This window comes from Halobaculum sp. D14, from assembly GCF_051195135.1.
Lineage (GTDB): Archaea > Halobacteriota > Halobacteria > Halobacteriales > Haloferacaceae > JBNTKA01.
The window spans coordinates 182,900-204,442 of sequence record NZ_JBNTKA010000001.1; the positions used below are offsets into that span (position 1 = coordinate 182,900).

The 21,543-nt window shown below is 70.9% G+C and carries 16 protein-coding genes and 1 other RNA gene; 13 read left to right on the top strand and 4 right to left on the bottom strand.

The window, feature by feature from the left end; translation table 11 throughout:
* The first annotated feature begins 15 nt into the window (after positions 1-15).
* From ACQUST_RS00845 to ACQUST_RS00855, 3 genes are all read left to right on the top strand, one after another.
* A complete protein-coding gene (locus ACQUST_RS00845) occupies positions 16-1,638 on the top strand; it encodes an Hvo_1808 family surface protein (RefSeq protein ID WP_435123929.1) in 1,623 nt (540 codons plus the stop codon).
* A 63-nt stretch (positions 1,639-1,701) separates the two neighbouring features.
* Positions 1,702-3,081: an Hvo_1808 family surface protein gene (locus tag ACQUST_RS00850; RefSeq protein ID WP_435123931.1), complete on the top strand. Its 1,380-nt coding sequence runs from the start codon at positions 1,702-1,704 to the stop codon at positions 3,079-3,081.
* A gap of 58 nt (positions 3,082-3,139) precedes the next feature.
* Entirely contained in the window at positions 3,140-4,303 is a 1,164-nt protein-coding gene (locus tag ACQUST_RS00855) for a nicotinate phosphoribosyltransferase (protein WP_435123933.1), read from the top strand.
* 322 nt (positions 4,304-4,625) lie between these two features.
* Here ACQUST_RS00855 and ACQUST_RS00860 read toward each other — a convergent pair whose 3' ends face one another.
* Positions 4,626-5,228, bottom strand: coding sequence for a TIGR00296 family protein (locus tag ACQUST_RS00860; RefSeq protein ID WP_435123935.1), 603 nt, complete (start codon positions 5,226-5,228; stop codon positions 4,626-4,628).
* A 172-nt stretch (positions 5,229-5,400) separates the two neighbouring features.
* Here ACQUST_RS00860 and rnpB point away from each other — a divergent pair.
* The 6 genes from rnpB (at position 5,401) to ACQUST_RS00890 (ending at position 12,477) form a co-directional block, all read left to right on the top strand.
* Positions 5,401-5,758: RNase P RNA component (gene rnpB / locus ACQUST_RS00865), an RNA gene on the top strand.
* A 191-nt stretch (positions 5,759-5,949) separates the two neighbouring features.
* The gene (locus ACQUST_RS00870) at positions 5,950-7,053 is read left to right on the top strand and encodes a matrixin family metalloprotease (protein ID WP_435123937.1); all 1,104 of its coding nucleotides are present in this window, start codon (positions 5,950-5,952) and stop codon (positions 7,051-7,053) included.
* A gap of 106 nt (positions 7,054-7,159) precedes the next feature.
* Complete coding sequence (locus ACQUST_RS00875) at positions 7,160-7,453, top strand: hypothetical protein (protein WP_435123939.1); 294 nt, start codon at positions 7,160-7,162, stop codon at positions 7,451-7,453.
* Positions 7,454-7,568: 115 nt separating this feature from the next.
* The gene (locus tag ACQUST_RS00880) at positions 7,569-8,495 is read left to right on the top strand and encodes an MBL fold metallo-hydrolase (RefSeq protein WP_435123941.1); all 927 of its coding nucleotides are present in this window, start codon (positions 7,569-7,571) and stop codon (positions 8,493-8,495) included.
* A 67-nt stretch (positions 8,496-8,562) separates the two neighbouring features.
* Positions 8,563-10,485 carry an AMP-dependent synthetase/ligase gene (locus ACQUST_RS00885; protein ID WP_435123943.1) on the top strand — a complete coding sequence of 641 codons (1,923 nt, stop codon included), beginning with the start codon at positions 8,563-8,565 and terminating at the stop codon, positions 10,483-10,485.
* Positions 10,486-10,593: 108 nt separating this feature from the next.
* Entirely contained in the window at positions 10,594-12,477 is a 1,884-nt protein-coding gene (locus ACQUST_RS00890; RefSeq protein ID WP_435123945.1) for a cation:proton antiporter domain-containing protein, read from the top strand.
* A 65-nt stretch (positions 12,478-12,542) separates the two neighbouring features.
* On the opposite strand, the gene ACQUST_RS00895 is transcribed toward ACQUST_RS00890, so the two are convergent.
* Both ACQUST_RS00895 and ACQUST_RS00900 read right to left on the bottom strand, forming a co-directional pair.
* Positions 12,543-13,181: a hypothetical protein gene (locus ACQUST_RS00895; RefSeq protein ID WP_435123947.1), complete on the bottom strand. Its 639-nt coding sequence runs from the start codon at positions 13,179-13,181 to the stop codon at positions 12,543-12,545.
* 148 nt (positions 13,182-13,329) lie between these two features.
* Positions 13,330-14,460, bottom strand: a complete 1,131-nt coding sequence (locus tag ACQUST_RS00900) for an ORC1-type DNA replication protein (RefSeq protein WP_435123948.1) — start codon at positions 14,458-14,460, stop codon at positions 13,330-13,332.
* A gap of 258 nt (positions 14,461-14,718) precedes the next feature.
* Here ACQUST_RS00900 and ACQUST_RS00905 point away from each other — a divergent pair, with 258 nt between their 5' ends.
* The 4 genes from ACQUST_RS00905 to ACQUST_RS00920 all read left to right on the top strand — a co-directional run bounded on the left by ACQUST_RS00905 (position 14,719) and on the right by ACQUST_RS00920 (position 19,890).
* A complete protein-coding gene (locus tag ACQUST_RS00905) occupies positions 14,719-15,924 on the top strand; it encodes a peptidase (RefSeq protein ID WP_435123950.1) in 1,206 nt (401 codons plus the stop codon).
* A 72-nt stretch (positions 15,925-15,996) separates the two neighbouring features.
* Positions 15,997-17,295 (top strand): amidohydrolase, encoded by a 1,299-nt coding sequence (locus ACQUST_RS00910; RefSeq protein ID WP_435123951.1) that lies wholly within the window; start codon positions 15,997-15,999, stop codon positions 17,293-17,295.
* A 474-nt stretch (positions 17,296-17,769) separates the two neighbouring features.
* Positions 17,770-19,056 carry an adenosylhomocysteinase gene (locus ACQUST_RS00915; RefSeq protein ID WP_435123952.1) on the top strand — a complete coding sequence of 429 codons (1,287 nt, stop codon included), beginning with the start codon at positions 17,770-17,772 and terminating at the stop codon, positions 19,054-19,056.
* A 669-nt stretch (positions 19,057-19,725) separates the two neighbouring features.
* Positions 19,726-19,890 carry a hypothetical protein gene (locus tag ACQUST_RS00920; protein WP_435123954.1) on the top strand — a complete coding sequence of 55 codons (165 nt, stop codon included), beginning with the start codon at positions 19,726-19,728 and terminating at the stop codon, positions 19,888-19,890.
* A 103-nt stretch (positions 19,891-19,993) separates the two neighbouring features.
* On the opposite strand, the gene ACQUST_RS00925 is transcribed toward ACQUST_RS00920, so the two are convergent.
* Positions 19,994-21,388, bottom strand: coding sequence for a signal recognition particle protein Srp54 (locus tag ACQUST_RS00925; RefSeq protein ID WP_435123956.1), 1,395 nt, complete (start codon positions 21,386-21,388; stop codon positions 19,994-19,996).
* Positions 21,389-21,543: the final 155 nt, after the last annotated feature.

A 21,543-nucleotide genomic window follows, 5' to 3' on the forward strand; every position in this document is an offset into this window, starting at 1 on the left:
GTTCCATGCGAGAGTATGCGACGCTCGGTCCCGCTCGGCTCCACGAGCCGAGTCGTCCCCGTTCTCATCGCCGCGCTGCTCCTCGTCGCCGCGGTGGCGCCGGCGGCCGCAGGTGCCGCCACCGCCGCGGACGCGCCCGAGCAGCGCCAGGCAGCCGCGCCGTCGCCGGCCGACCCGGCGACGGACGTCCTGGGATGGGAGGACGGCTACTGGCACAACGAGAGCGTCTCCGTCGACCAGTCCGACGGCCTCTCGGACGCGGAGCTTCGGCGGTACGTGGCGCGCGGCATGGCCCGGGTCGAATATCTGCGGCGGCAGGAGTTCCAGTCGCGCATCCCGGTCGACGTCATCTCGCGGGAGCGCTACCGGAACCGGACCGCCGCCGGCTCCGGGAACCGGACCGAGTTCAACGAGTGGAACGACCAGGTGTGGGAGGCGCTGTTCATCGTCGGCGAATCCACCGGTTCCGAGAGCCAGATTTCCCAGACGACGGGGTCGTCGGTCGCCGGCTTCTACTCGCCGACGAACGACCAGATCACGATCATCACGCCCTCCCCCGACTCGCCGACCATCGACAACGCGACGCTGATTCACGAACTGACGCACGCGCTGCAGGACCAGCACTACAATCTGACGCGGGCGCGGTACCGCGGGCAGACGCAGGACGGCGAACTCGGCATCAACGGCGTCGTCGAGGGCGAAGCGAACTACATCGAAGCGAAGTACTCCGCGCGCTGCGGCGGCGCGTGGTCGTGCGTCAAGGACGCGCCGTCCAGCGGCGGCGGAGGCGGCGGAGGCGGCGGCGGGCCGAACCTTGGTATCCTGCTGACGATGCTGAATCCGTACTCCGACGGCCCGGTGTACGTCCACGACATCGTCCAGCGCGGCGGTTGGAGCGCCTTCGAGAAGCGGTTCGTGAACCCGCCGGCGTCCTCCGAGCAGATTATCCACCTGACCGACGAGAAGCCGCGCCCGATATCGTTCGAAGACCACGCGCGCAACGGCTGGAAGACGTTCCCGAAGCAGGGAATCAACGGCTCCGAGACGACCGGGGAGGCGTCGATGTTCGCGATGTTCTGGTACCAGGCGCGGACCGCGCAGGCGGACACCGTGAACCCGCAGGTGCTGTTCGAGACCACCAAGCAGTACGACACGTACAACTACGACGCCGCGCCGACCGACGGCTGGGCGAACGACCGGCTGTTCCCGTACCAGAAAGGCTCCGGCGAGGACGCGTCGTACGGCTACGTCTGGGTGACGGCGTGGGACACCGCGGACGACGCCGAGGAGTTCTACGACACGTACCTCCGGATGCTGGAGGCGCACGACGTCAGGCGGACCGACGCCGGCTACTACGTCGTCCCGGACGGCCAGTTCGCGGACGCGTTCCTCGTCAAACTCGACGGGAAGCGCGTCACCATCGTCAACGGCCCGTCCGTGTCGGCCGTGAAGAACATCCGTCCGAACGCGACGCCGACCTCGACGCCGACGACGCCGACACCGACGACCGCGACACCCGGGTCGGCGACGTCCGGAACCGCGACTGACGACGCGACGACGACGACCGGCGCCGGCTTCGGTTTCCTCGTCGCCGTCGTCGCCGTCGCACTCGCCGGCCTGCTCGCGCGGCGGCGCTGACGTCGACTGCCCGGCCGCGCCGGCCGCACCAACGTTTTTCGTCGTGGCCGCGGGACTGCGACCGTGAGACGCGTCGCCGCAGTCGTCTGTCTCCTCGTTCTCGCGGGCTGTGCCGCGCCGGCCGCACAGCCGAATCTCCGCGACGGCTGGCAGTGGCCCGAGGATCCGCCGACGGATCGAATCGGGTTCGAATCCGGCGTCTGGTGGAACGAGTCCATCGACGTGAACCAGTCCGACGGACTGAGCGCCGCCGAACGCCGCGCGTTCGTCGCGCGGACGTCGGCACGGGTCGAGCGGCTCAGGGGCCTCGAGTTCACCGCGACGGTGCCGGTCGAGGTGATTTCGCGCGCCGAGTACCGGAACCGGTCGGTGTTCGCCGGCGACCGGTCCGCCGCCTACCACTCGTGGCGGAATCAGGTGTGGGAGGCCGCGCTCGTCGTCGGCGAGGACCGCAACGCCACCGACGCCTTCGCGGCGCTGTACGGCGGCGCCGTGCAGGGCTACTACTCGCCCCGAAACGACCGAATCGTCGTGGTCAGCGACGCCGACGAGCCGGTGCTCGACCGGGCGACGCTGGCGCACGAACTGCTGCACGCGCTGCAAGACCAGCACTTCGGGTTCACCGGCGCGACGCTCCGCGACGTCGCGCTCGCTCACGACGGCCTGACGGAGGGAGACGCCAGATACGTCGAGACGCTGTACGAAGAGCGCTGCGCCGCGAACCGTTCGGAGTGGCGGTGCGTCCCGCGTCCCGCGCCGTCTGCGGGCGGCGGCGGCGGTGCTCCGGTGAACCAGGGGCTGTTCACGTACATCTATCAGCCGTACGCCGACGGCCCGCAGTTCGTCCACCGGCTCCGCGAATGCGGCGGCTGGGCCGCCGTCAACGCGGCGTACGACGACCGGCCGGTGTCGACCGAGCAGACGATTCACCCGGACGCGTACCCGGCTGAGACGCCGACCCGGATTCGGCCGACCGACCGGTCGTCGGACGGCTGGTCACGGTTCGACCTCCAGCAGCACGCCGAACGACTCGGCGAGACCGGCGTGTTCACGATGCTGTGGTATCAGCGCTACGTCGACCGCGGCGCCCTGACGCAGCGGGACGGCGCGTACTCGCCGTACGACTACTCGCATCCGGCGTCGACCGGCTGGGCGGGCGACAGGCTGGTGCCGTATCGCTCCGGGAGCGGCGCCGACGCCCGGTACGGCTACGTCTGGACGCTCCGCTGGGACAGCAGCGCCGACGCGGCGCAGTTCGCGTCCGCGTACCGGACGGTGTTGACGGAGCAGCTGGGCGCCGAGACCGTCAGAACAGGCGTCTACCGGGTTCCGAGCGGCCCGTTCGCCGACGCGTTCCGGGTGGAGCGCCGCGGCGACACGGTCGTCGTCACGAACGCACCGACCGTCGACGCGCTCAGCCGCGTCCGGGCGCCAGCCGAGTAGGGCCGCGTCTCCGCCGTGACGCGTGTCTTTTTGTCCCGGCCGCGCAAACTCGCCGGTAATGGATTCGCCGTCGCTCGATTTTGACGTCGTTTCGCCCGACGCCATCCGCGACGGGCGCGCGACGGACGCCTACTTCGCGCACACCGAGGAGACGCTTCGGCACGCCGACCGGAACCCGCACGTCGTCGCCGAGGTCACCGCCGACCAGTTCCCGACCGGGGAGTTCGAACTGCTCGCCGGCGTGAAAGACGCCGCGGCGCTGCTCGAAGGCCACGACGTCGACGTCGACGCGATTCCGGAAGGGACGCTGTTCGACGGCGGCCCGGTGCTCCGAATCGAGGGCGACTACCTGGCGTTCGCGCGGCTGGAGACGTCGCTGCTCGGCTTTCTCTCGCACGCGTCCGGCTGTGCGACGGCGGCGCTCGAATGTCGCCGCGCAGCGCCGGACTCGACGGTGCTGTCGTTCGGCGCGCGCCACGTCCATCCGGCGGCGACCGCGATGGTGGAGCGGAGCGCGCTGCTCGGCGGCTTCGACGGGTTCTCGCACGTCGCGGCCGGCGAACTACTCGGCCGGGAGGCGTCCGGGACGATGCCGCACGCGCTGCTCATCTGCTTCGGCCGCGGCCAGCAGGAGGCCGCGTGGCAGGCGTTCGACGAGGCGACCCCGGAGGGCGTCCCGCGAATCGCGCTGTGTGACACCTACAGCGACGAGAAGGACGAAGCCATCCGGGCGGTCGAGGCGCTCGGCGACCGGCTCTCCGGCATCCGGCTCGACACGACCGGGTCGCGCCGCGGCGACTTCCGGCACATCATTCGGGAAGTGAAGTGGGAACTCGACGCGCGCGGACTGGACGACGTCGACGTCTTCCTCTCGGGCGGGCTCGGACCGGCGTCGCTGCGGGAGCTACGGGACGTCGCGGACGGGTTCGGCGTCGGCGGCTACGTCAGCAACGCCGACCCGGTGGACTTCGCGCTCGACATCGTGGAGGTGGACGGCGAGCCGGTGTCGAAGCGCGGGAAGCTCTCCGGCGCGAAGTCGGTGTACCGGACCGCCGACGGCGCTCACCACGTCGGTCTCCGCGACCGCGACGGCCCCGAAGACGCCGAGTCGCTGCTCGAACCGGTGCTGCGCGACGGCGAACTCGTCGCGGAGTTCTCCATCGACGACGCGGCGGAGCGGGCGCTCGCGGACGCGGACCGGACCGGTTTCGGCGACGAGTGACGTCGCGGCGGAGCGGCTGCTCACGGACGGGGGCTGGCAGGCGGCCGTGCTCGGGGCGTCACCGACGCGCCGTCGGGCCGCACAACCGCGTCCCGGCGCGCCGCACCTATTAGCTGACGATGCGGCCTCTGGCCGCGGCTTCGTATTTGAACGTGCGGATGCTCTGAGGGGAACTGCGAGCCGCGACAGCCTGGCCGGTAGTCGGTGTGCCACTACGGCCGTACCGCGACGGCAACGACGCTGACGGCGACCGAGGATGAGCAGCGAGGCCGAGGCTACGGTGCGTGCGGTTCGGAGCGGCGAGAAGCCGTCTGTCGTCCGACTATAGTTCTTCGACGCTGCCGCCGTCGGCGCGCTCGCGGAACACCTGGCCGTCGATGAGCGTCACCATCGTGTCCTCGTCCTGCCAGGCGGTCGGCGAGAGCTTCGCCTTGCGGCAGACCCGCGAGAGGAACTGCTCTTTGCTCCAGTCGTTCTCGACGGGAATCGTCGGGTAGAGCCAGCCGTGGTGGCCGTTGTTGTCGATTGCGACGCCGTGCCGGCCGAGTTCGAGGTCGGCGATCGGGTCGGCGGTGAGCGTGATATCGGAGACGATGCAGGCGGAGACCACGATGGAGTCGAGCTCTTTCGGTTCGACTTCGGAGCCGCCGGTGTCGTCGGACGCGGCCTTGATGGCGGCGTCGACGATGGCGTGGCCGAGCTGGTCGGAGCCCCGATACGACCCGGCACAGCCCCGCATTCGGCCGCGGCCTCTCGTGGACTGCAGCCGGACGAAGGCGCCGGTCCGTGCGTAGAAGGCGTCCCGCATGCTGCCCGGTTGTTCCCGCTGTCCCTGGAGGACGTACGATTCCACGGATTCCCGAGCGAGTTCGACCGCACGTGCCCCATCGTCGTAGGAAAGTCGCACGGCCTTCGCCTCGGACATACCACTTAGTTGGGCTGATTCGACTTGAACCCTTCCCTTCATGTGAAGGACCGTGAGGGACCGATCGGCCGATTTCGGCTGGCTCAGCCGCCGAGCGCTCCACTGCGACGACGGCGGCCGAGCCGGGTCGCGTGGCGAACCACTTAACCGCGGCAGCGGCGTACCCGGAGACGGCAGAGGGAGCCCGACCCCCGTGTCGCCGTCACACGCGACATGAGGAAAGTCCCCCCACCGCCCGGACAGGCGACCGGATGCAAATCCGGAGTCGGAGACGGCTGGCTCTGGAACAGAAACGACACCGCCCGGCGCGACCGATGAGGCCCGCGAACCGACCCGAGAGGGGAGGGAGCTAACCGGCCGAGGGCCGACCGCCGGGACCGGATGGAACGGCGAATCCTCGCCGGTGCAAGTCCGCGCCGACGGGACGCGACGTCCCTTCGGACGCCGCGTCCCCGATGGTAGTTCGGGCGCTGGCGCGGACGCTCAGCCGAATGTCGGGTCGAACCGAAGGGGGCTTACTCCCCTCAGCCGCACTGACTCCGCCAGCGACGGCGCCGTCGACGGCGACAGCAGCGACGCCGACCGCAGTGTCGGCCGCTGCGTCGACCGCGACCGCGACGACACCGTCGACCGCGACTGCGACGACGCCGAACGGGCGGCGTTATCCGTCTCGATAGCGCGACCGCAACGTTTTCGGGCGTGTTCAGAAAGCACACGATGAATGCGCCGCCGAGCCACCGCGCTCCTCGTCGCCCTCCTCTGTGTCACGGCGGGCTGTGTCGCCTCCTCCGCATCGCCTCGCGACGCCGGCGCCTCGCCGGCGACCGCTGTCGAGACGACGTCGCCGGCGCCCGGCGCGGCGTCCGACGCCTCTGAAGCGACGTCTGACGCCTCCGACGCGGGATCCGACGAGCGGAATCCGTGGCGCGAGGAGACGCTGACAGTCGCGGTCGTCGCCGGCGACGCCGAGCGCGCGACTGACTCCGAGTTCGCGCCGCTCGTCCGCCGCGCCGCGTCGTTCTGGGCGGCGAACGCGGAGCGATACGCCGGCTACGCCGTCGACTTCCGGGTCGCCGCGGCCGCCAACGGCTCCGGCGCGGACGACGCCGACGTGGTCGTTCACCGCGTCGACGACGTCGAGACGTGCGGGAACGCGACGAACCCGGTCGGTTGCGCACCGACGCCGAACGGGACGGCGCCCGCCCGCCCCGCGGTCGTCGAAGTCGAATCCGGGCTGACCGAGCGCTCGACGGTCAGAGTGCTGAAACACGAGTTCGGCCACCTCCTCGGGCTGCGGCACGGCGACGCGCCGCGCGGCCTGATGCAGTCCGCCGTGGCCGTCACGACCGCGCCGCGGCGGAACGCGACCGACCGGGCGTTCCCGTGGGCGGACCGGCGGCTGACTGTCGCCGTCGACGCGGCGGACGCGTCGTCCCCGGCCGAGCGCCGCACCGTTCGCGACGAGGTCGCCGGCGCGCTCGGCTTCGTCGAGCAGTCGGCCGCGCTGCCCGCCGTCCAGTTCGACCGCGTCGACGCCGCGGCCGACGCCGACGTCGTGATTCGGGTGGCCGAGACTCCGGCCGACGGCGACGCCTGCGCGTGTTTCCGGCTCCGCGGCCCGGACCCGGACCGCGACGGCGCGCCCGAGCGGTACCGCCGGCTGACCGTGACGCTGCGCGACCTCGACCCGGAGACGGCGGCGTGGCACGTCGGCAACTGGCTGTCGTACGCGCTGGGCGCCGAGTCCCCCGGAAACCGGCCCGCGCCGTTCCGCGACGACTCCGCGGAGCAGCGCCGCGACGATGCGTGGCACGACGGGAACTGACGCCCGGACCGGCCGGCAGCGACGCCGCCGCGCCGTCAGACGATGGTCGTGCGAACGTCTGACACAGACCCCGCGAACTAAAAAGGGAGCAGTGCCAAGGAGTGGCGTGGACACGAGAGAACTGAAAGCCGCCCTCGAACGCGAGTTCGACGGCGACGAGCCCGCCCGCCGGACAGTGGTTCGCCAGGCGCGCGACCTGGCCGACTCCGGGAAGCTCGCAGACGACCGAGGCCAGGAGCTCACGGTCGACGACGTCGTCTCGAACATGGCCGACGCCCCCGACGACAACTCCGTCGTCGAACGCTGGAACTGGTGGCTTGGCTCGCTCGAAACCGCCTACGGCGGCTACGACCGATTCACGGTCCGGTTCGTCGACGACGGCCCCGACGTGAACGCGTGACGCGCCTCCGACCCGGTTCGTCGACGCAGCCGACGCCGCCGACGTCGTCGCCGGCGAGCGGCCGGCCCGGGATGACGACAGAACGCTTTTGCGCGTCTCCCGCGGGAATGGACGTATGAGCCGCGGCGACATCACGGCGGTCCCGGACAGCACCGACGTCTACTGCGTCGACACCGGCATGTACGACACCGACGAGTACGGCGCCGTCTACGTCGTCGACGCGGAGCGGCCGGCGCTCGTCGACACCGGCATCGGCACGAACCACGAGGTCATCTTCGACGCGCTCGACGAACTCGGCGTGACGCCGGATGTCATCCTGCCGACGCACGTCCACCTCGACCACGCCGGCGGCGCCGGCTTCCTCGCGGAGCGCTACCCGGACGCGACGGTCGTGGTGCACGAGATCGGCGCGCCCCACCTCGCCGACCCGTCCCGGCTGGTCGAAGGGACGAAGGCGGCCGTCGGGTCGCAGTGGAAGTACTACGTGGAGCCGAAGCCGGTACCGGAAGCCCGCATCGAGTCGCTCTCCGGCGGCGAAACCGTCGACCTCGGTGACCGCGACCTCGACGTCCACCACGCGCCGGGGCACGCGCCCCACCAGGTGGTCGTCCACGACCGCGGCGACGACGTCCTGTTCGCCGGCGACGCGGCCGGCATCTACGTCCCGGGGCTCGACGAGATTCGGCAGACGACGCCGCCCTCGCAGTTCGACCTCGGGCAGTGTCAGGAGGACGTCGACCTGATTCGCGACCTCGCGCCGACCGTCGTCTGCTTCGGCCACTTCGGCCCGTGGCGGTTCGACGACGACGCGCTCGCCGGCTACAAGCGGACGCTCGTCGAGTGGGTGGAGGCCGTGAAACAGCGGCGCGCCGCCGAGCGCGACGACGAGGCCGTCGTCGAGCACTTCGCGGCGCACGCGCCGGAGAAACTCATCGAGGAGTGGAGCGAGCGGAAGGCGCGCGCCGAGGAACGGCTGAACACGCGCGGCGTGCTCGGCTACCTCGACTACCGGGCGAACCAGCGGGACGCCGCCGACGAGTAGGCGACAACTCCGAGAAACGTGCCGCGGTGACGGTGTCCTTTATTACAGCAGCGCGCCACGTAGTCCCATGGATTGGCGGCAGGCCGAACGGGAGTTCGACCCCGACATCACGCGGGACTCGCTCGCGGCGACGTTCGACGCAAGCGCGCGCCGGAACGCCGACCGCGTCGCACAGCGCTACAAGGGCGGCGTCTACGACCGGTCGCTGGTGCGCGGCGGCGTCGTCGACGCGGCGCCGGACGGCGAGTTCGCGGACCTGACGTACGGCGAGATGCACGACGTCGTGCGCCGGCTCTCCGCCGGGCTTCGCGACCTCGGCGTCGCCGCCGGCGACCGCGTCGGGCTGTTCTCCGACACCCGCATGGAGTGGGCGCAGACCGACTTCGCGGTGCTCGGCGCCGGCGCGGTCACCACCACCGTCTACACGTCCTCCTCCGAGCGGCAGGTCCGGCACCTGCTCGGCGACCCCGACGCCGACGCGGTCGTCGTCGAGAACCGCGACCTGCTCGACCGCGTGTTCGCCGTCGAGGACGACCTGGACCTGGAGTTCTTCGTCGTCGTCGACGGCGACTCGCACGACCGCGACGACGTGTACACGCTCGCGGAGGTCCACGACCGCGGCCGCGACGCCGACCCCGGCGACGGCTGGGTGGTCGACCGCGACCTCGACGACCTCGCGAGCCTCATCTACACGTCCGGCACCACCGGGACGCCGAAGGGCGCCGAACTCACCCACCGGAACTTCGTCGCGAACGTCGACCAGTGCTACCGGCGGTTCGGGCCGCGGCCCGACCGCGACGGCACCGACGTCCCCGTCATCGACGCGTCGTCGACGACGCTGTCGTACCTGCCGCTCGCGCACGTCCTCGAACGGCTCGCCGGCCACTTCCTGATGTTCGCGGCGGGCGCGACCGTCGCGTACGCGGAGTCGCCCGACACGCTCCAGGAGGACTTCGGGCTGGTGCAGCCGACGACGGCGACCAGCGTCCCGCGGGTGTACGAGAAGCTGTACGGCGCCATCCGCGAGCAGGCGAGCGAGTCGCCGGTGAAAGAGCGCATCTTCAAGTGGGCGACCGCGGTCGGCCGCGAACACCACCGCGCCGACGACCCCGGCGCGTGGCTGCGCGCCCGCTACGCCGTCGCGGACCGGCTCGTGTTCTCGTCGGTGAAGGAGGCGCTCGGCGGCAACGTCGACTTCTTCATCTCCGGCGGCGGGTCGCTGTCGGCGGAGCTGTGCGAACTGTACCACGGCATGGGCATCCCGATTCTGGAGGGGTACGGACTCACCGAGACGTCGCCTGTCATCGCGGTGAATCCGCCGGAGGAGCCGAAGGTCGGCACCATCGGGCCGCCGGTCGTCGAGGTCGACGTGAAACTCGACGAGAGCGTCGCCGGCACCGTCGAGTCCGACGGCGACGTCGGCGAACTGCTCGTGAAGGGGCCGAACGTGTTCGACGGCTACTGGAAGCTCCCCGAGGAGACCGAGCAGGCGTTCACCGACGACGGCTGGTTCCGCACCGGCGACGTCGTCGAAATCCGGCCGGACGGCTACATCCGGTTCCGCGAGCGCGCGAAGCAGCTGTTCAAGCTGTCCACCGGGAAGTACGTGCCGCCGGGCGCCATCGAGGACGCGTTCGCGGCCGCCGAGTACGTCGAACAGGCCGTGGTGCTCGGCGAGGAGCGCAAGTTCGTCTCGGCGCTGCTCGTCCCGGACTTCGACGCGGTCGAGGCGTGGGCCGAGCGGAAGGGGTACGACCTGCCGGACGACCGCCGGTCGGTGTGCCGCGACGACCGCGTCCGCGACCTGATTCAGACCGAGGTGGACCGGGTGAACGAGCAGTTCGAGCCGCACGAGCAGATCAAGCAGTTCCGGCTGGTGCCCGAGGAGTTCACCGAGGAGAACGACATGCTGACGCCGACGATGAAGAAGAAACGCCGGAACATCCTCGACCGGTACGCGGACCAGGTCGAAATCCTGTACGACCAGTGACGAGTCCGGGGGCGAGAGCGCCGACCAGCCACGGGCCGGCACGCGGACCGCCGCAGTAGTGGATTTTTTACCGGATGCCGCCGCAGGCTACGCCATGGAGGTGACCTGATGGCCGGCGCGGCTGGACTCATCGCACTCGTCGCTGCAATTATCGCGGTCGGCGTGATTGCACAGGTGCTCTCTGACCGGTTTCAGGTCCCGAGCATCATCTTTCTCATCACCGCCGGGATTCTGCTCGGTCCGGAGGGGGTCGGCGCGTGGGTCCCGGGGCTCGACCCGCTGGTGACGCCGGCGGCGTTCGGCGACGCCCTGCCCGCCATCGTCGGCCTGTCGGTCGCCATCATCGTCTTCGAGGGCGCGTTCCACCTCCGCGCCGACAAGCTCCGTGAGGCGCCGGCGGCGACGCTGCGGCTCGTGACGGTCGGCGCCGTCGTCGCGTTCATCGGGACGGCGCTCGCCGTGAAGTTCGCGCTCGGCGTCGACTGGCTCGTCGCCGGGCTCATCGGCGCGCTGCTCGTCGCGACCGGGCCGACCGTCATCGCGCCGATTCTGGAGGTCGTGCCGGCGCGCGACCGCGTGGAAGCCGCGCTGGAGACGGAAGGCATCGTGAACGACGTGACGGCCGCCATCCTCGCGGTCGTCATCTTCGAAGCCATCAAGACCGGGACGCGCGACCCGGTGACGCTGCTGACGCTGTTCGTCGAGCGGCTCGGCGTCGGCGTCGTCGTCGGCGGCATCGTCGCCGGCGTCGTCTACTACGCGCTGCACTACGTCGACCTGTCGCCGGGGAACGCACCGCAGAACGCCCGGCTGCTCGTGCTCGCCGGCGCGCTCGTCGCGTACGGCGCCGCGGACACGCTCAGCACGGAGGCCGGCATCGCCGCCGTCGCGACCGCCGGCGTCCTGCTCGGCAACGTCGACATCCCGTACGAGTCCGAAATCACGGACTTCAAAGGCGACATCACGCTGGTCGTGCTGTCGTTCGTGTTCATCGCGCTCGCGGCGCTGCTCCGGTTCGAGGATCTGCTCCGCGTCGGCCTCGGCGGACTCGCGGTCGTCGCCGCCGTCATGTTCGTCATCCGGCCGGCGCTGGTGATGCTGTCGACCGCCGGCGACCGGTTCACCCGGAACGAGAAGCTGTTCATCTCGTTCGTCGGGCCGCGCGGCATCATCCCGGCGTCCGTCGCGACGCTGTTCGCCGTCGAACTCGCCGACGCCGGGATGGACCAGGCGGCGAACGTCCTCGTCGGCACCGTGTTCCTCGTCATCCTCGCGACCGTCGCGCTCGAAGGCGGGTTCGCCCGCCGCATCGCGGAAGCACTCGACGTGATACCCATGCGTGTACTCATCATCGGAGGCGGGAAGGTGGGCCGTGCGCTCGCCGAACGCCTCGAAGACCGTGGAGAGAACGTGGTCCTGATCGAGACCGACGAAACAGTCGTGGAGGCGGCGCGGAACGAGGGCCACACGGTCCACATCGGTGACGGCACCGACACCGACGTCCTCCGCGCCGCCGGCGCCGAGAAGGCGAAGGTCGTGGTCGCCGCCACCGGCGACGACGACGTGAACCTGCTCGTCGCCCAGCTCGCCGACTCGAAGTTCGACCCGGAGACCATCCTGGCGCGGGTGAACAACCCCGACAACGTCGAGGCGTTCGAGGATCTCGGCGTCCGCACCGTCTCGTCGGTGCTGGCGACCGCGCAGGCCATCGACAACTACATCGAGCGGCCGGCGCTCGCGAACTGGATGGGCGAAATCGGCCGCAGCGGCGACGTCCAGGAGGTCGAAATCACCTCCGAGGAGATGGCGGGCGTCACGGTCCGCGACATCGGCCCGCAGCTCCCGAGCGGGAGCCTCATCGCGCTCGTCGACCGCGACGGCGAGGCGAACGTCCCGGACGCCGACTTCACGCTGCAGGTCGGCGACCGCATCACCATCATCGGCCACCGCGAGGGCGTCCGCGAGGCGATGCAGCGGTTCCACCCGGACTGAGCCGCGCCGCACCGCTTCGGCGACCCGGCTGCCGGCACGTTCGCCGCCGCCGACCCGCCGGCTGCTCAGTCGCCGCGGCGCCGCAGGTACGCCGCGCCGCCGAACAGCCCCGCGACGGCGGCGCCGACGCCGAACCCGGGCGTCTCGACCGCCGCGTCGTCGGCTTCCTCGGACACGCGCACGTCCGCCTCCCCGATCTCTTCGAGTCGAAGCTGAACCGTGCCGGCGCCGCACTGCTGCTGATTGTTGACGACGAACAGCGCGCCGGCGGAGACGTCGTCGTTGCCGCTGGCCGCGTACAGCGTCGTGTCCGCCTGCGGGTGGTCGGCGTCGACGCGGTCGACGACCGTGGCGTCGTACGCCGTGACCTCGTCGTCGGCGCCGAGGAACGGGCACGTCCCGACGTCGGCGGTGGCCGCGGCGTCGTCGACGCCGGCGACGTGGACGAACATCCCGGTGTAGTCGTCGTTGTCGAACTGCGGCGTGTCCGCCGGAATCGCGGCTTTCGTCGTCACGTCGCCGCCGGTGTCGTCCTGCGCGGCGGCGACGCCGGTCCCGGCTCCGACGCCGGCGACGAGCGCCGCGGACGCAGCGCCGGCAGCGCGGAGCACGCCGCGTCGGCTCGTCCGCGGTTGCTGCCCGGCGCCGTCGGCGGACGACTCGGCTTCGGAGTTCATCCGGTCAGCGGAACGGTCTCCGTCCATGGGCGGCACTCAGGGCCGTCCGCGTGTTATGCCGTGTGGCCGAGGCGCCGAGGCGCGGCCGACGCCTCCACGTTCGGCGTCCGCGCGCGGCTGCTGACGGAGTGACGCGTCGGATGGGGCGACGGACGGAGCGGGCGCCGTCGACGAGTCAGCCCTCGATGCGGTCCATGACCGCGTCGGAGTCGTACGCGAGCGTGAGCGAGCGCGAGCGACCGCGACCGTCGACCTCCGCGTACTCGGCTTCGATGATGCCGAGCTGGTCGAGCTTGTTGATGATCTCGGAGTAGCGGGTGTAGCCGAGGTCGGTGCGGTCGTGGAACGCCTCGTAGACGTCGCCGGCCTGCTCGCCGTCGTGTTCGGCGAGCACCTCCACCAGCGCGGTTTCGGAGTCGGAGAGCCCGCGGAGGCTCCGGGACAGGTGGACGTACTTCGACTTGTCGTACGCCTCGTCGACGTCCTCGACGGAGATGGTTCGAGACGCCCGCATCTCGGCGTTCAGGCCGGCGCGCCGCAGCAGGTCGATACCGACGCGGAGGTCGCCGGACTCGCCGGTGAGTTCGGCGACCCGGTCGAGTTCGGTGTCGCCGAGCACGCCCTCGTGGAAGCCGCGTTTGGCGCGCTCGCGGAGGATGTCGACGATCTCGTCGACGTCGTACACCGGGAAGTACACCTCCTCCGGCCGGAAGACGGACTGGACCCGCGAGTCCAGTTCGTCGATGACGTCGAGCGACAGGTCCGAGGAGACGCAGATGACGCCGATTTTGGCGCCGCTGTGCGCCTCGTGCGCCCGGAGCAGCGAGTACAGCGCGTCGGACGCCTCGTTCTCGTAGAACAGGTAGTTCACGTCGTCGAGCGCGACCGCCAGCACCTCGTCGCGTTCGACGAGCCGGTCGGTGATCTGCCCGAACAGCTTCTTGAACGAGATGCCGGAGGAGGGCGGCTCGTAGTCGAATATCTCCTCGAAGATGCGCGAGAAGACTGCGTACCGCGTCGAGTCCACCTGGCAGTTCACGCGGACGGTGCGGACGTCGGTCTGCGCGCGCAGCTCGGCGAACAGCTTCTGGACGGACGTGGTTTTCCCGGTGCCGGGCGGGCCGCGGACGATGGTGTTGAGGGGGCGAGAGCCGCGGGCGGCCGGCCGGAGCGCGTACTTCAGCGACTCCAGTTGGCTCTCGCGGTGCCGGAACGTCTCCGGGACGTAGTCGATTTCGAAGACGTGTTCGTCGCGGAACACCGACTCGTCCCACGACAGCATCCCCTCCTCGGGGTCACCGGGCATCGTACCTGAGAGGTGGCCGCCCTGACCACTTAACCGTTTGCCGACTCCGAGGTGAAAGTGAAAGTTGCCGAGTCGCCGCCCCCGACGGGGGTTCGCGTCCGTTCCAGTTTCAGTACCGGGGCGCTCCGCGCCGCCGAACTGCGCCGCCGAATCGGCGCCGAGCAGGCTGGGTCGCGACGGACGGTTCGGCGGCGCCGGACCGGCCGGGGCTGTTTCGACAGTCGACACGGATTTGGTTCGGCAGCGGACACGTCCGGTGTGCTCCCGCTGCAATCCGCCTCCTCGCCCGCCCTCGGACCGCCGGTCGCGTTCTGGCTGGCGCTCTGTGTCGTCGCCGTCGTCGCCGGCGCGGTCGGCAGCGCCGTCGCCCGCCGGCTGTCGAACCCCGTCGGAAAGTACCGGCTGCTGTACCTCGGCGTCGTTTTCCCGGTCGGCCTCCTCGCGTACGGACTGCTCGCCGTCCTCGACTTCGGGACCGCCGTCACCGGCGTCGTGCTCCCCGGCGTCGCCGCGCGGAGCGGACTCGTCGCCGCGCTGGCCGCCGACTTCGCGACGTGGCTCGCCGCCGCCGTCGCCGTGCTCGCGGCGTACGCGCCGACGATTCGGGGCGTCCGCGCCGTCCGCGACATCGACCTCTCGACGGCGTCCGCGGTCCGCCGTATGGCGCGCTACCTGCTCGGCGTCGCGGCGCTGCTCACCGTCCTCATCGTCCCGCTCCGCCGCGTCGTCGCCGGCGGCGCCGGACTCGTGCCGCTCGCCGTGCTGCTCGTCGGGGTCGCCGCCGTCGTCCTCGTCGCGTCGCCGTGGGTAATTACTGCGCTCCGTGACACCCGCGAGCCGACGGCCGCCGAGGCCGACCGGCTCGCTGCACTGCGCGAGCGCGCCGGACTCTCTGTCCGCGACACGGTCGTCCTGGCGGAGACGGACGCGGAGTCGGCGACCCTCGTCGTCCGCGGGCCGCCGGGCTACCGCCGACTGTTCGTCTCGGACGCGTTCCTCGACGCCTTCGACGACGACACCGCGGCTGCGCTGCTGGCGTCGAAGGCCGCGCAGGGCTCCGTGCACGTCCTCGGCCGCCGCATCGGCACCGTCGTCGCCGCCGGCGTCCTCCTCATCGCCGCGTTCGGCGGCGACGGCGGACTCTCGGTGGTTCCGCTCGCCGGCGCCGCCGCCGCGCTGCTCGTCGGCCTGTGGGCGACCCGGCGCGGGATTCGAAGCGCCGACGACGCCGCGGCCGACCGCGTCGGCGCCGCGGTCCTCGCGGACGCCTTCGAGCGGTACGCCGACGCGCACTCGCTGGTGCCGTCCCGCCGCAGCGTCCCGAATCCGCTCTCCGCGAACGTCCCGCTCGGCGACCGCATCGACCGGCTCCGCGACCGCGCAGCCGACGGCGACGGCGGTGGCAGCGGTGACGGCAGTGGGGACGACGGGGGCGACGTAAGCCACGGCGGCGGTGACGGGTAGCCTCGCAGACGACCGGCCGGCTCCCGCTCGGCCTTCGACGGATTGAGTAGCCGCGCCGGCACATTCCGACGCATGAGTACGCTCGCGGTCGTCGACGGACAGGTCCTCCTGCCCGACCACTCGGTCGTGGCGGCGGACGTGCTGGTCGACGGCGACACCGGGACGATTCGCGCCGTCGAGCCTGACCTCGCGGCGGACGCCGACGAGACGCTGGACGCCGACGGCGGCCTCGTGATTCCGGGGCTCGTGAACGCGCACTGCCACGCCGCGATGACGCTGCTGCGCGGCTACGCCGACGACAAGCCGCTCGACGCGTGGCTGCAGGAGGACGTCTGGCCGGTCGAGGGCGCGCTGACCCCCGAGGACGTCCGCGCCGGCACCGAACTCGGCCTCGTCGAACTGATTCGGTCGGGCGTCACCGCCTTCGCCGACATGTACTTCCACGTGGGCGAGGTCGCCGCGGCGGTCGAGCAGGCCGGAATCCGGTGCCGGCTCGGCCACGGCGTCGTCACGGTCGGGAAGGACGACGACGCGGCGTGGGCGGACCTCGACGAGTCGTTCGCGGTCGCAGCGCGGCTTGACGGCGCCGCCGACGGCCGCGTCCGGACGGCGGTGATGCCGCACTCGCTCACCACGGTCGGCGAGGCGTTCCTGCGCGACGCCGCCGACCGCGCCGCCGACGCCGACGTCCCGATTCACTTCCACCTGAACGAGACGCGCGACGAGGTCGCTCCGATCGTCGAGGAGCGCGGCACTCGGCCGGCGGCGTACGCCGACGACGTCGGGCTGCTCGGCGGCGACACGTGGGTCGCCCACGGCGTCCACAGCGACGACGCCGAACTCGACCTGCTCGCCGAGCGCGGCACCGCCGTCGTCCACTGCCCGGCGTCGAACATGAAACTCGCCTCCGGGATGGCGCCGGTGCAGGCGATGCTGGACGCCGGCGTCCCGGTCGCGCTCGGCACCGACGGCGCCGCCTCCAACAACGACCTCGACCTGTTCGACGAGATGCGCGACGCCGCGATGGTCGGGAAGCTCGCCGCGGACGACGCCGCCGCGGTCGACGCCGACGCAGTCGTCGAGATGGCGACCGAAGGCGGCGCCGCCGCGCTCGGCGTCGACGCCGGCCGCATCGAGGCGGGCGCCGCCGCCGACCTCGCCGTCGTCGACCTCGACGCGCCGCACCTCACGCCCCAGCACGACCTCGTCTCCCACCTCGTGTACGCCGCCCGCGGCAGCGACGTCCGCCACACGGTCTGTGACGGCGACGTCGTGATGCGCGACCGCGACGTGCTCGGGTTCGACGAGGCCGCCGTCCGCGACCGCGCCGCCGACGCCGCCGCCGCAGCGGTCGACCGCGCACAGAACTGACGCCGGCGCCGGCGACGACCGCCGTTCCGCTGCACCGACGACCGCCGCTCCGCTGCAGCGACGACGATTCTTCTGCCGCCGGCGACGACGCCTATTCTACCGACGCAGCGACGACGACCACACCGCCGCCGGCGCCGACACTCGCCCGAACTACGGGTGGGACTGGAAGGGGCCGAGCCGTCGGCGAGCGAGACCCGGCAAGCACCGCAGCGCGACCGCAGGGAGCGCGAGGCGCGCAGCGCGGTCGCAGCCGTCGACGGCTCGGGGGCTTCCGCGGTCGCGGTCGCCGCGGCTGGCCCGGAACGGTCCCGGAGCGGTTTCGGAACGGTCCCGGAGCGGTCGACGTCCGCGGTCCGTTCGGCCGCGTCGACGCTGCGGAGCCCAGTTCCGTCAGGGGCCCAGTGGTGCCCCACGCTCCGTCCGCGCCGCCGGCTTCGTCGGGGTTAAGACGGCGACTCCCGAACCGGACTCCATATGAGTGAGCCGTATCCGCCCGTGACGGAGCACCTCGACGACCCGGAGTCGGCCGTCGAGGAGGGGCGTCGGAAGATGGACTGGGCGCTTCAGCACATGCCGATTCTCTCCGAACTCCGCGAGGAGTTCGCGGAGTCGCAGCCGTTCGCCGGCGAGGTCGTCGGGATGGCGATGCACGTCGAAGCGAAGACCGCGAACCTCGTGGAGCTGCTGGCGCTCGGCGGCGCCGAGGTCGCCATCACCGGCTGTAACCCGCTGTCGACGCACAACGACGTGTCGGCGGCGCTGGACGCGAACGACGCCATCACGTCGTACGCCGTCCACGACGTCGACGACGAGGGGTACTACGCCGCCATCGAGGCCGTCATCGACCACGAGCCGACCGTGACCGTCGACGACGGCATGGACATGGTCGCCGCGATTCACGAGGACCACCCGGAGCTCATCGACTCCATCGTCGGCGGCTGCGAGGAGACGACGACCGGCGTCCACCGGCTCCGCGCGATGGACGCCGACGGCGCGCTCGACTACCCGGTGTTCGCGGTGAACGACACGCCGATGAAGCGGCTGTTCGACAACGTCCACGGCACCGGCGAGGCGAGCCTCGCCACCATCGCGATGACGACGAACCTGTCGTTCGCCGGGAAGGACGTCGTCGTCGCCGGCTACGGCTACTGCGGGCAGGGCGTCGCGAAGAAGGCGGCCGGCCAGAACGCGAACGTCATCGTCACGGAGGTCGAGCCGCGGAAGGCGCTCGAAGCCCACATGGAGGGGTACGACGTGATGCCGATGCGGGAGGCCGCCGAGGTCGGCGACGTGTTCATCACGACGACCGGGAACCGCGACGTCATCACCCGCGAGCACTTCGAACTGATGAACGACGGCGTGCTGCTCGCGAACGCCGGCCACTTCGACGTCGAAATCAACCTCGAACAGCTCGACGCGATGGCCGCCGACCGCTACGAGGCCCGCGACGGCGTCGAGGCGTACGAGCTGGACGACGGCCGCCGCCTGAACGTCCTCGCGGAGGGCCGGCTCGTCAACCTCGCGGCGCCCATCGCGCTCGGCCACCCGGTCGAAGTGATGGACCAGAGCTTCGGCGTGCAGGCCGTCTGCGTCCGCGAACTCGTCGAGAACGGCGAGACGTACGACGCCGGCGTCCACGACGTCCCGGACCGGCTCGACCGCGAAGTCGCCGAAATCAAGCTCGCCGCCGACGGCGTCGAGTACGACGCGCTCAGCGACGAACAGCGCGAATACATGGGCTCCTGGCAGCACGGCACTTGACACCCTCCGCGCGCTGAAGCGCGAGGATTCCAACGCGGGACAGCGGGTCCGTCCCAGGTCCCCGCTGGCAACGTCTCGCCTGCCGAACGGGGTCCGGCGAGGCGATACGGGGTTCGTGCGCGATACGTCGGCCCCGCGAGGGGTGTGGCGTGTTCGGCGTCCTCAGAAATTTTCGATTTCTGATGGGCTGCACAAGACCTTCGGTCTTGTGAACGTCCGAACGGACGCGGTATCCGCTTGCACCGTGCACCCCGTTCGTCTCGGAGAGACGGCGGGGTGCCCCCGGTCGCGGATTTCCCCGCGTCCGGGCACGGGCCGTGCCATCGGCCTGCCTGCCCTTCATGCCACGATGGGCAGGCACAATCGGGCGAGGGTCGCTTTTTTGTCTGCCGTGTCGCCACGGCCTCGGAGACGCCCTCTCGGGAACGGTGTGGTGGCCTTCGTCGTCCGGGCGGACCCCAATCCAACCGCCAATTTTGCCCGTTGTGCTTGCCTCGGATACCCTGTCAGGGGGGTTAATTCCGGCGGTTGTGGCGGAGTTGTCGGATTCATCCCCGCCGTGAACGGCGGGGCTTTCTCCTCGTACTTCCGTAAGCCGCGAATCCGGCGGTCGCCCGTCCAGCCGTCCGTCCGACACTTCTACTACGAACCAGTCTGAATCCGCCGGCTATGAGCGCACTCCTGACCGACCGACTTCGCTGGCGCTCCGCCGGGCTCGTCGCCGCGGGCGTCTGCGCCGGTGCCGTCACCGCCTCGCTCACCGACAGCGCCGTCCCGCCGGCGCTGGTCATGGCCGCGACGTTCGCGGCGATGCTGCTCGCGGACCGGACCTGAGTCGTCGCAGAGAAACGGAACGCCGTCGTCGTCGCCGCCAGCGTCGCCGTCAGCGTCGTCGACACCGACGGACGGGCAGCCGTAGGGGAGCGAGTCGGCGGTCTCAGTCGCCGAACGGCCCCATGCCGCCGAGGCCGCCGCCTCCGCCACCGCCGCCCTGCTGTTGCATCTTCTTCATCATCCGCTGCATGTCGCCGTCGCCCATCCCCTGGAACTGCTCCATGGTGCGTTTCATCATCTGGAACTGCTCGAGGAGTTCGTCGAGCCGCTCCTCGTCGACGCCGGCGCCGCGGGCGATGCGCCGTTTCCGCTCGGCGCCGATGACGCTCGGGTCGCGGAGCTCGTCGTCCGTCATGGAGTCCATCAGGATTTCGAAGCGCCGCATCCGGTCCTGTGTCACGTCCATGGCGTCGTCCGGGAGCTGGTCCATCAGGCCGCCGCCGAGCCCCGGAATCATGTCCATCACCTGGTCGAGCGGCCCCATCTTGTCCATGGCGCGCATCTGGTTCCGCATGTCCTCGAGCGTGAACTCGCCCTCCATCATGTCCTCGGGGTCCCAGTCCTCCTCGTCTTGGGTCTCCTCCATGGCGCGCTCGACGCGCTCGGAGAGCTGTTTCAGGTCGCCCATCCCGAGCAGCCGCGAGATGAAGCCGTCCGGCTCGAACCGCTCGATGTCCTGCACCGTCTCGCCGGTGCCGAGGAACGCGATGGACGAATCCGTCTCGTTCACCGCCGTCAGCGCCCCGCCGCCCTTCGCGGTGCCGTCGAGCTTCGTGATGACGACGCCGTCGATGCCGATGGCGGTCTCGAACTCCTGCGCCTGGTCTTTCGCGCCTTGCCCGATGGCGGCGTCGAGCACGAGCAGCGACCGGTCCGGCTCCACGACGTCGTCGATGTCCTCGATTTCGGCGATGAGGTCGTCTTCGAGCGCGTGCCGCCCCGCCGTGTCGACGATGCGGACGTCGGCGTCCTCCGTCGCTTCGAGGCCGTCGCGGGCGATCTGGACCGGGTCGTCGCAGTCCGGGTCGCCGTAGAAGTCGACCTCGGCGCGCTCGCACATCTGCTTCGCCTGGTCGTACGCGCCCGGCCGGAACGTGTCCGTCTGGATGACGGCTGCGCGCAGCCCCTTCTTCGAGAACCACCACGCCATCTTCGCGGCGGACGTCGTCTTCCCGGAGCCCTGCAGCCCGGCGAGCATGATGGTCTGCTCCTCCAGCGGCAGCTCCGTGGAGTCGCCGATGAGGTCGACCATCTCCTCGTAGACGATTTTCAGGATCTGGTCGCGCGCAGTCGTCCCGGCGGCCGGCTCCTCTTCGAGCGCCCGCGTCTCGATGCTGTCCGACAGCTCCATGACGAGTGAGACGTCGACGTCGGCGGAGAGCAAGGAGCGCTGAATCTCCTTGACGACCTCCTCGACGTCCTCCTCGTCGATTCGGGACTTCCCGCGGAGCGTGTCCATCGTGCCCCGCAGCGAACTCCCGAGGTCGTCGAGTACCATTTGCCGACCGTACGCGCTCGCCGCGGTAAAGGCTTTGTTCGTCGCGTCCGCCTGTCCCCCGCCATCCGTTCGCCCCGTCCGCCGGCTCGCCCTGTCCACCCGTTCGCTCCGTCCGCCCGCTCGCCCCGTCTGCACCCACGTGTGTCGGAGCGGTC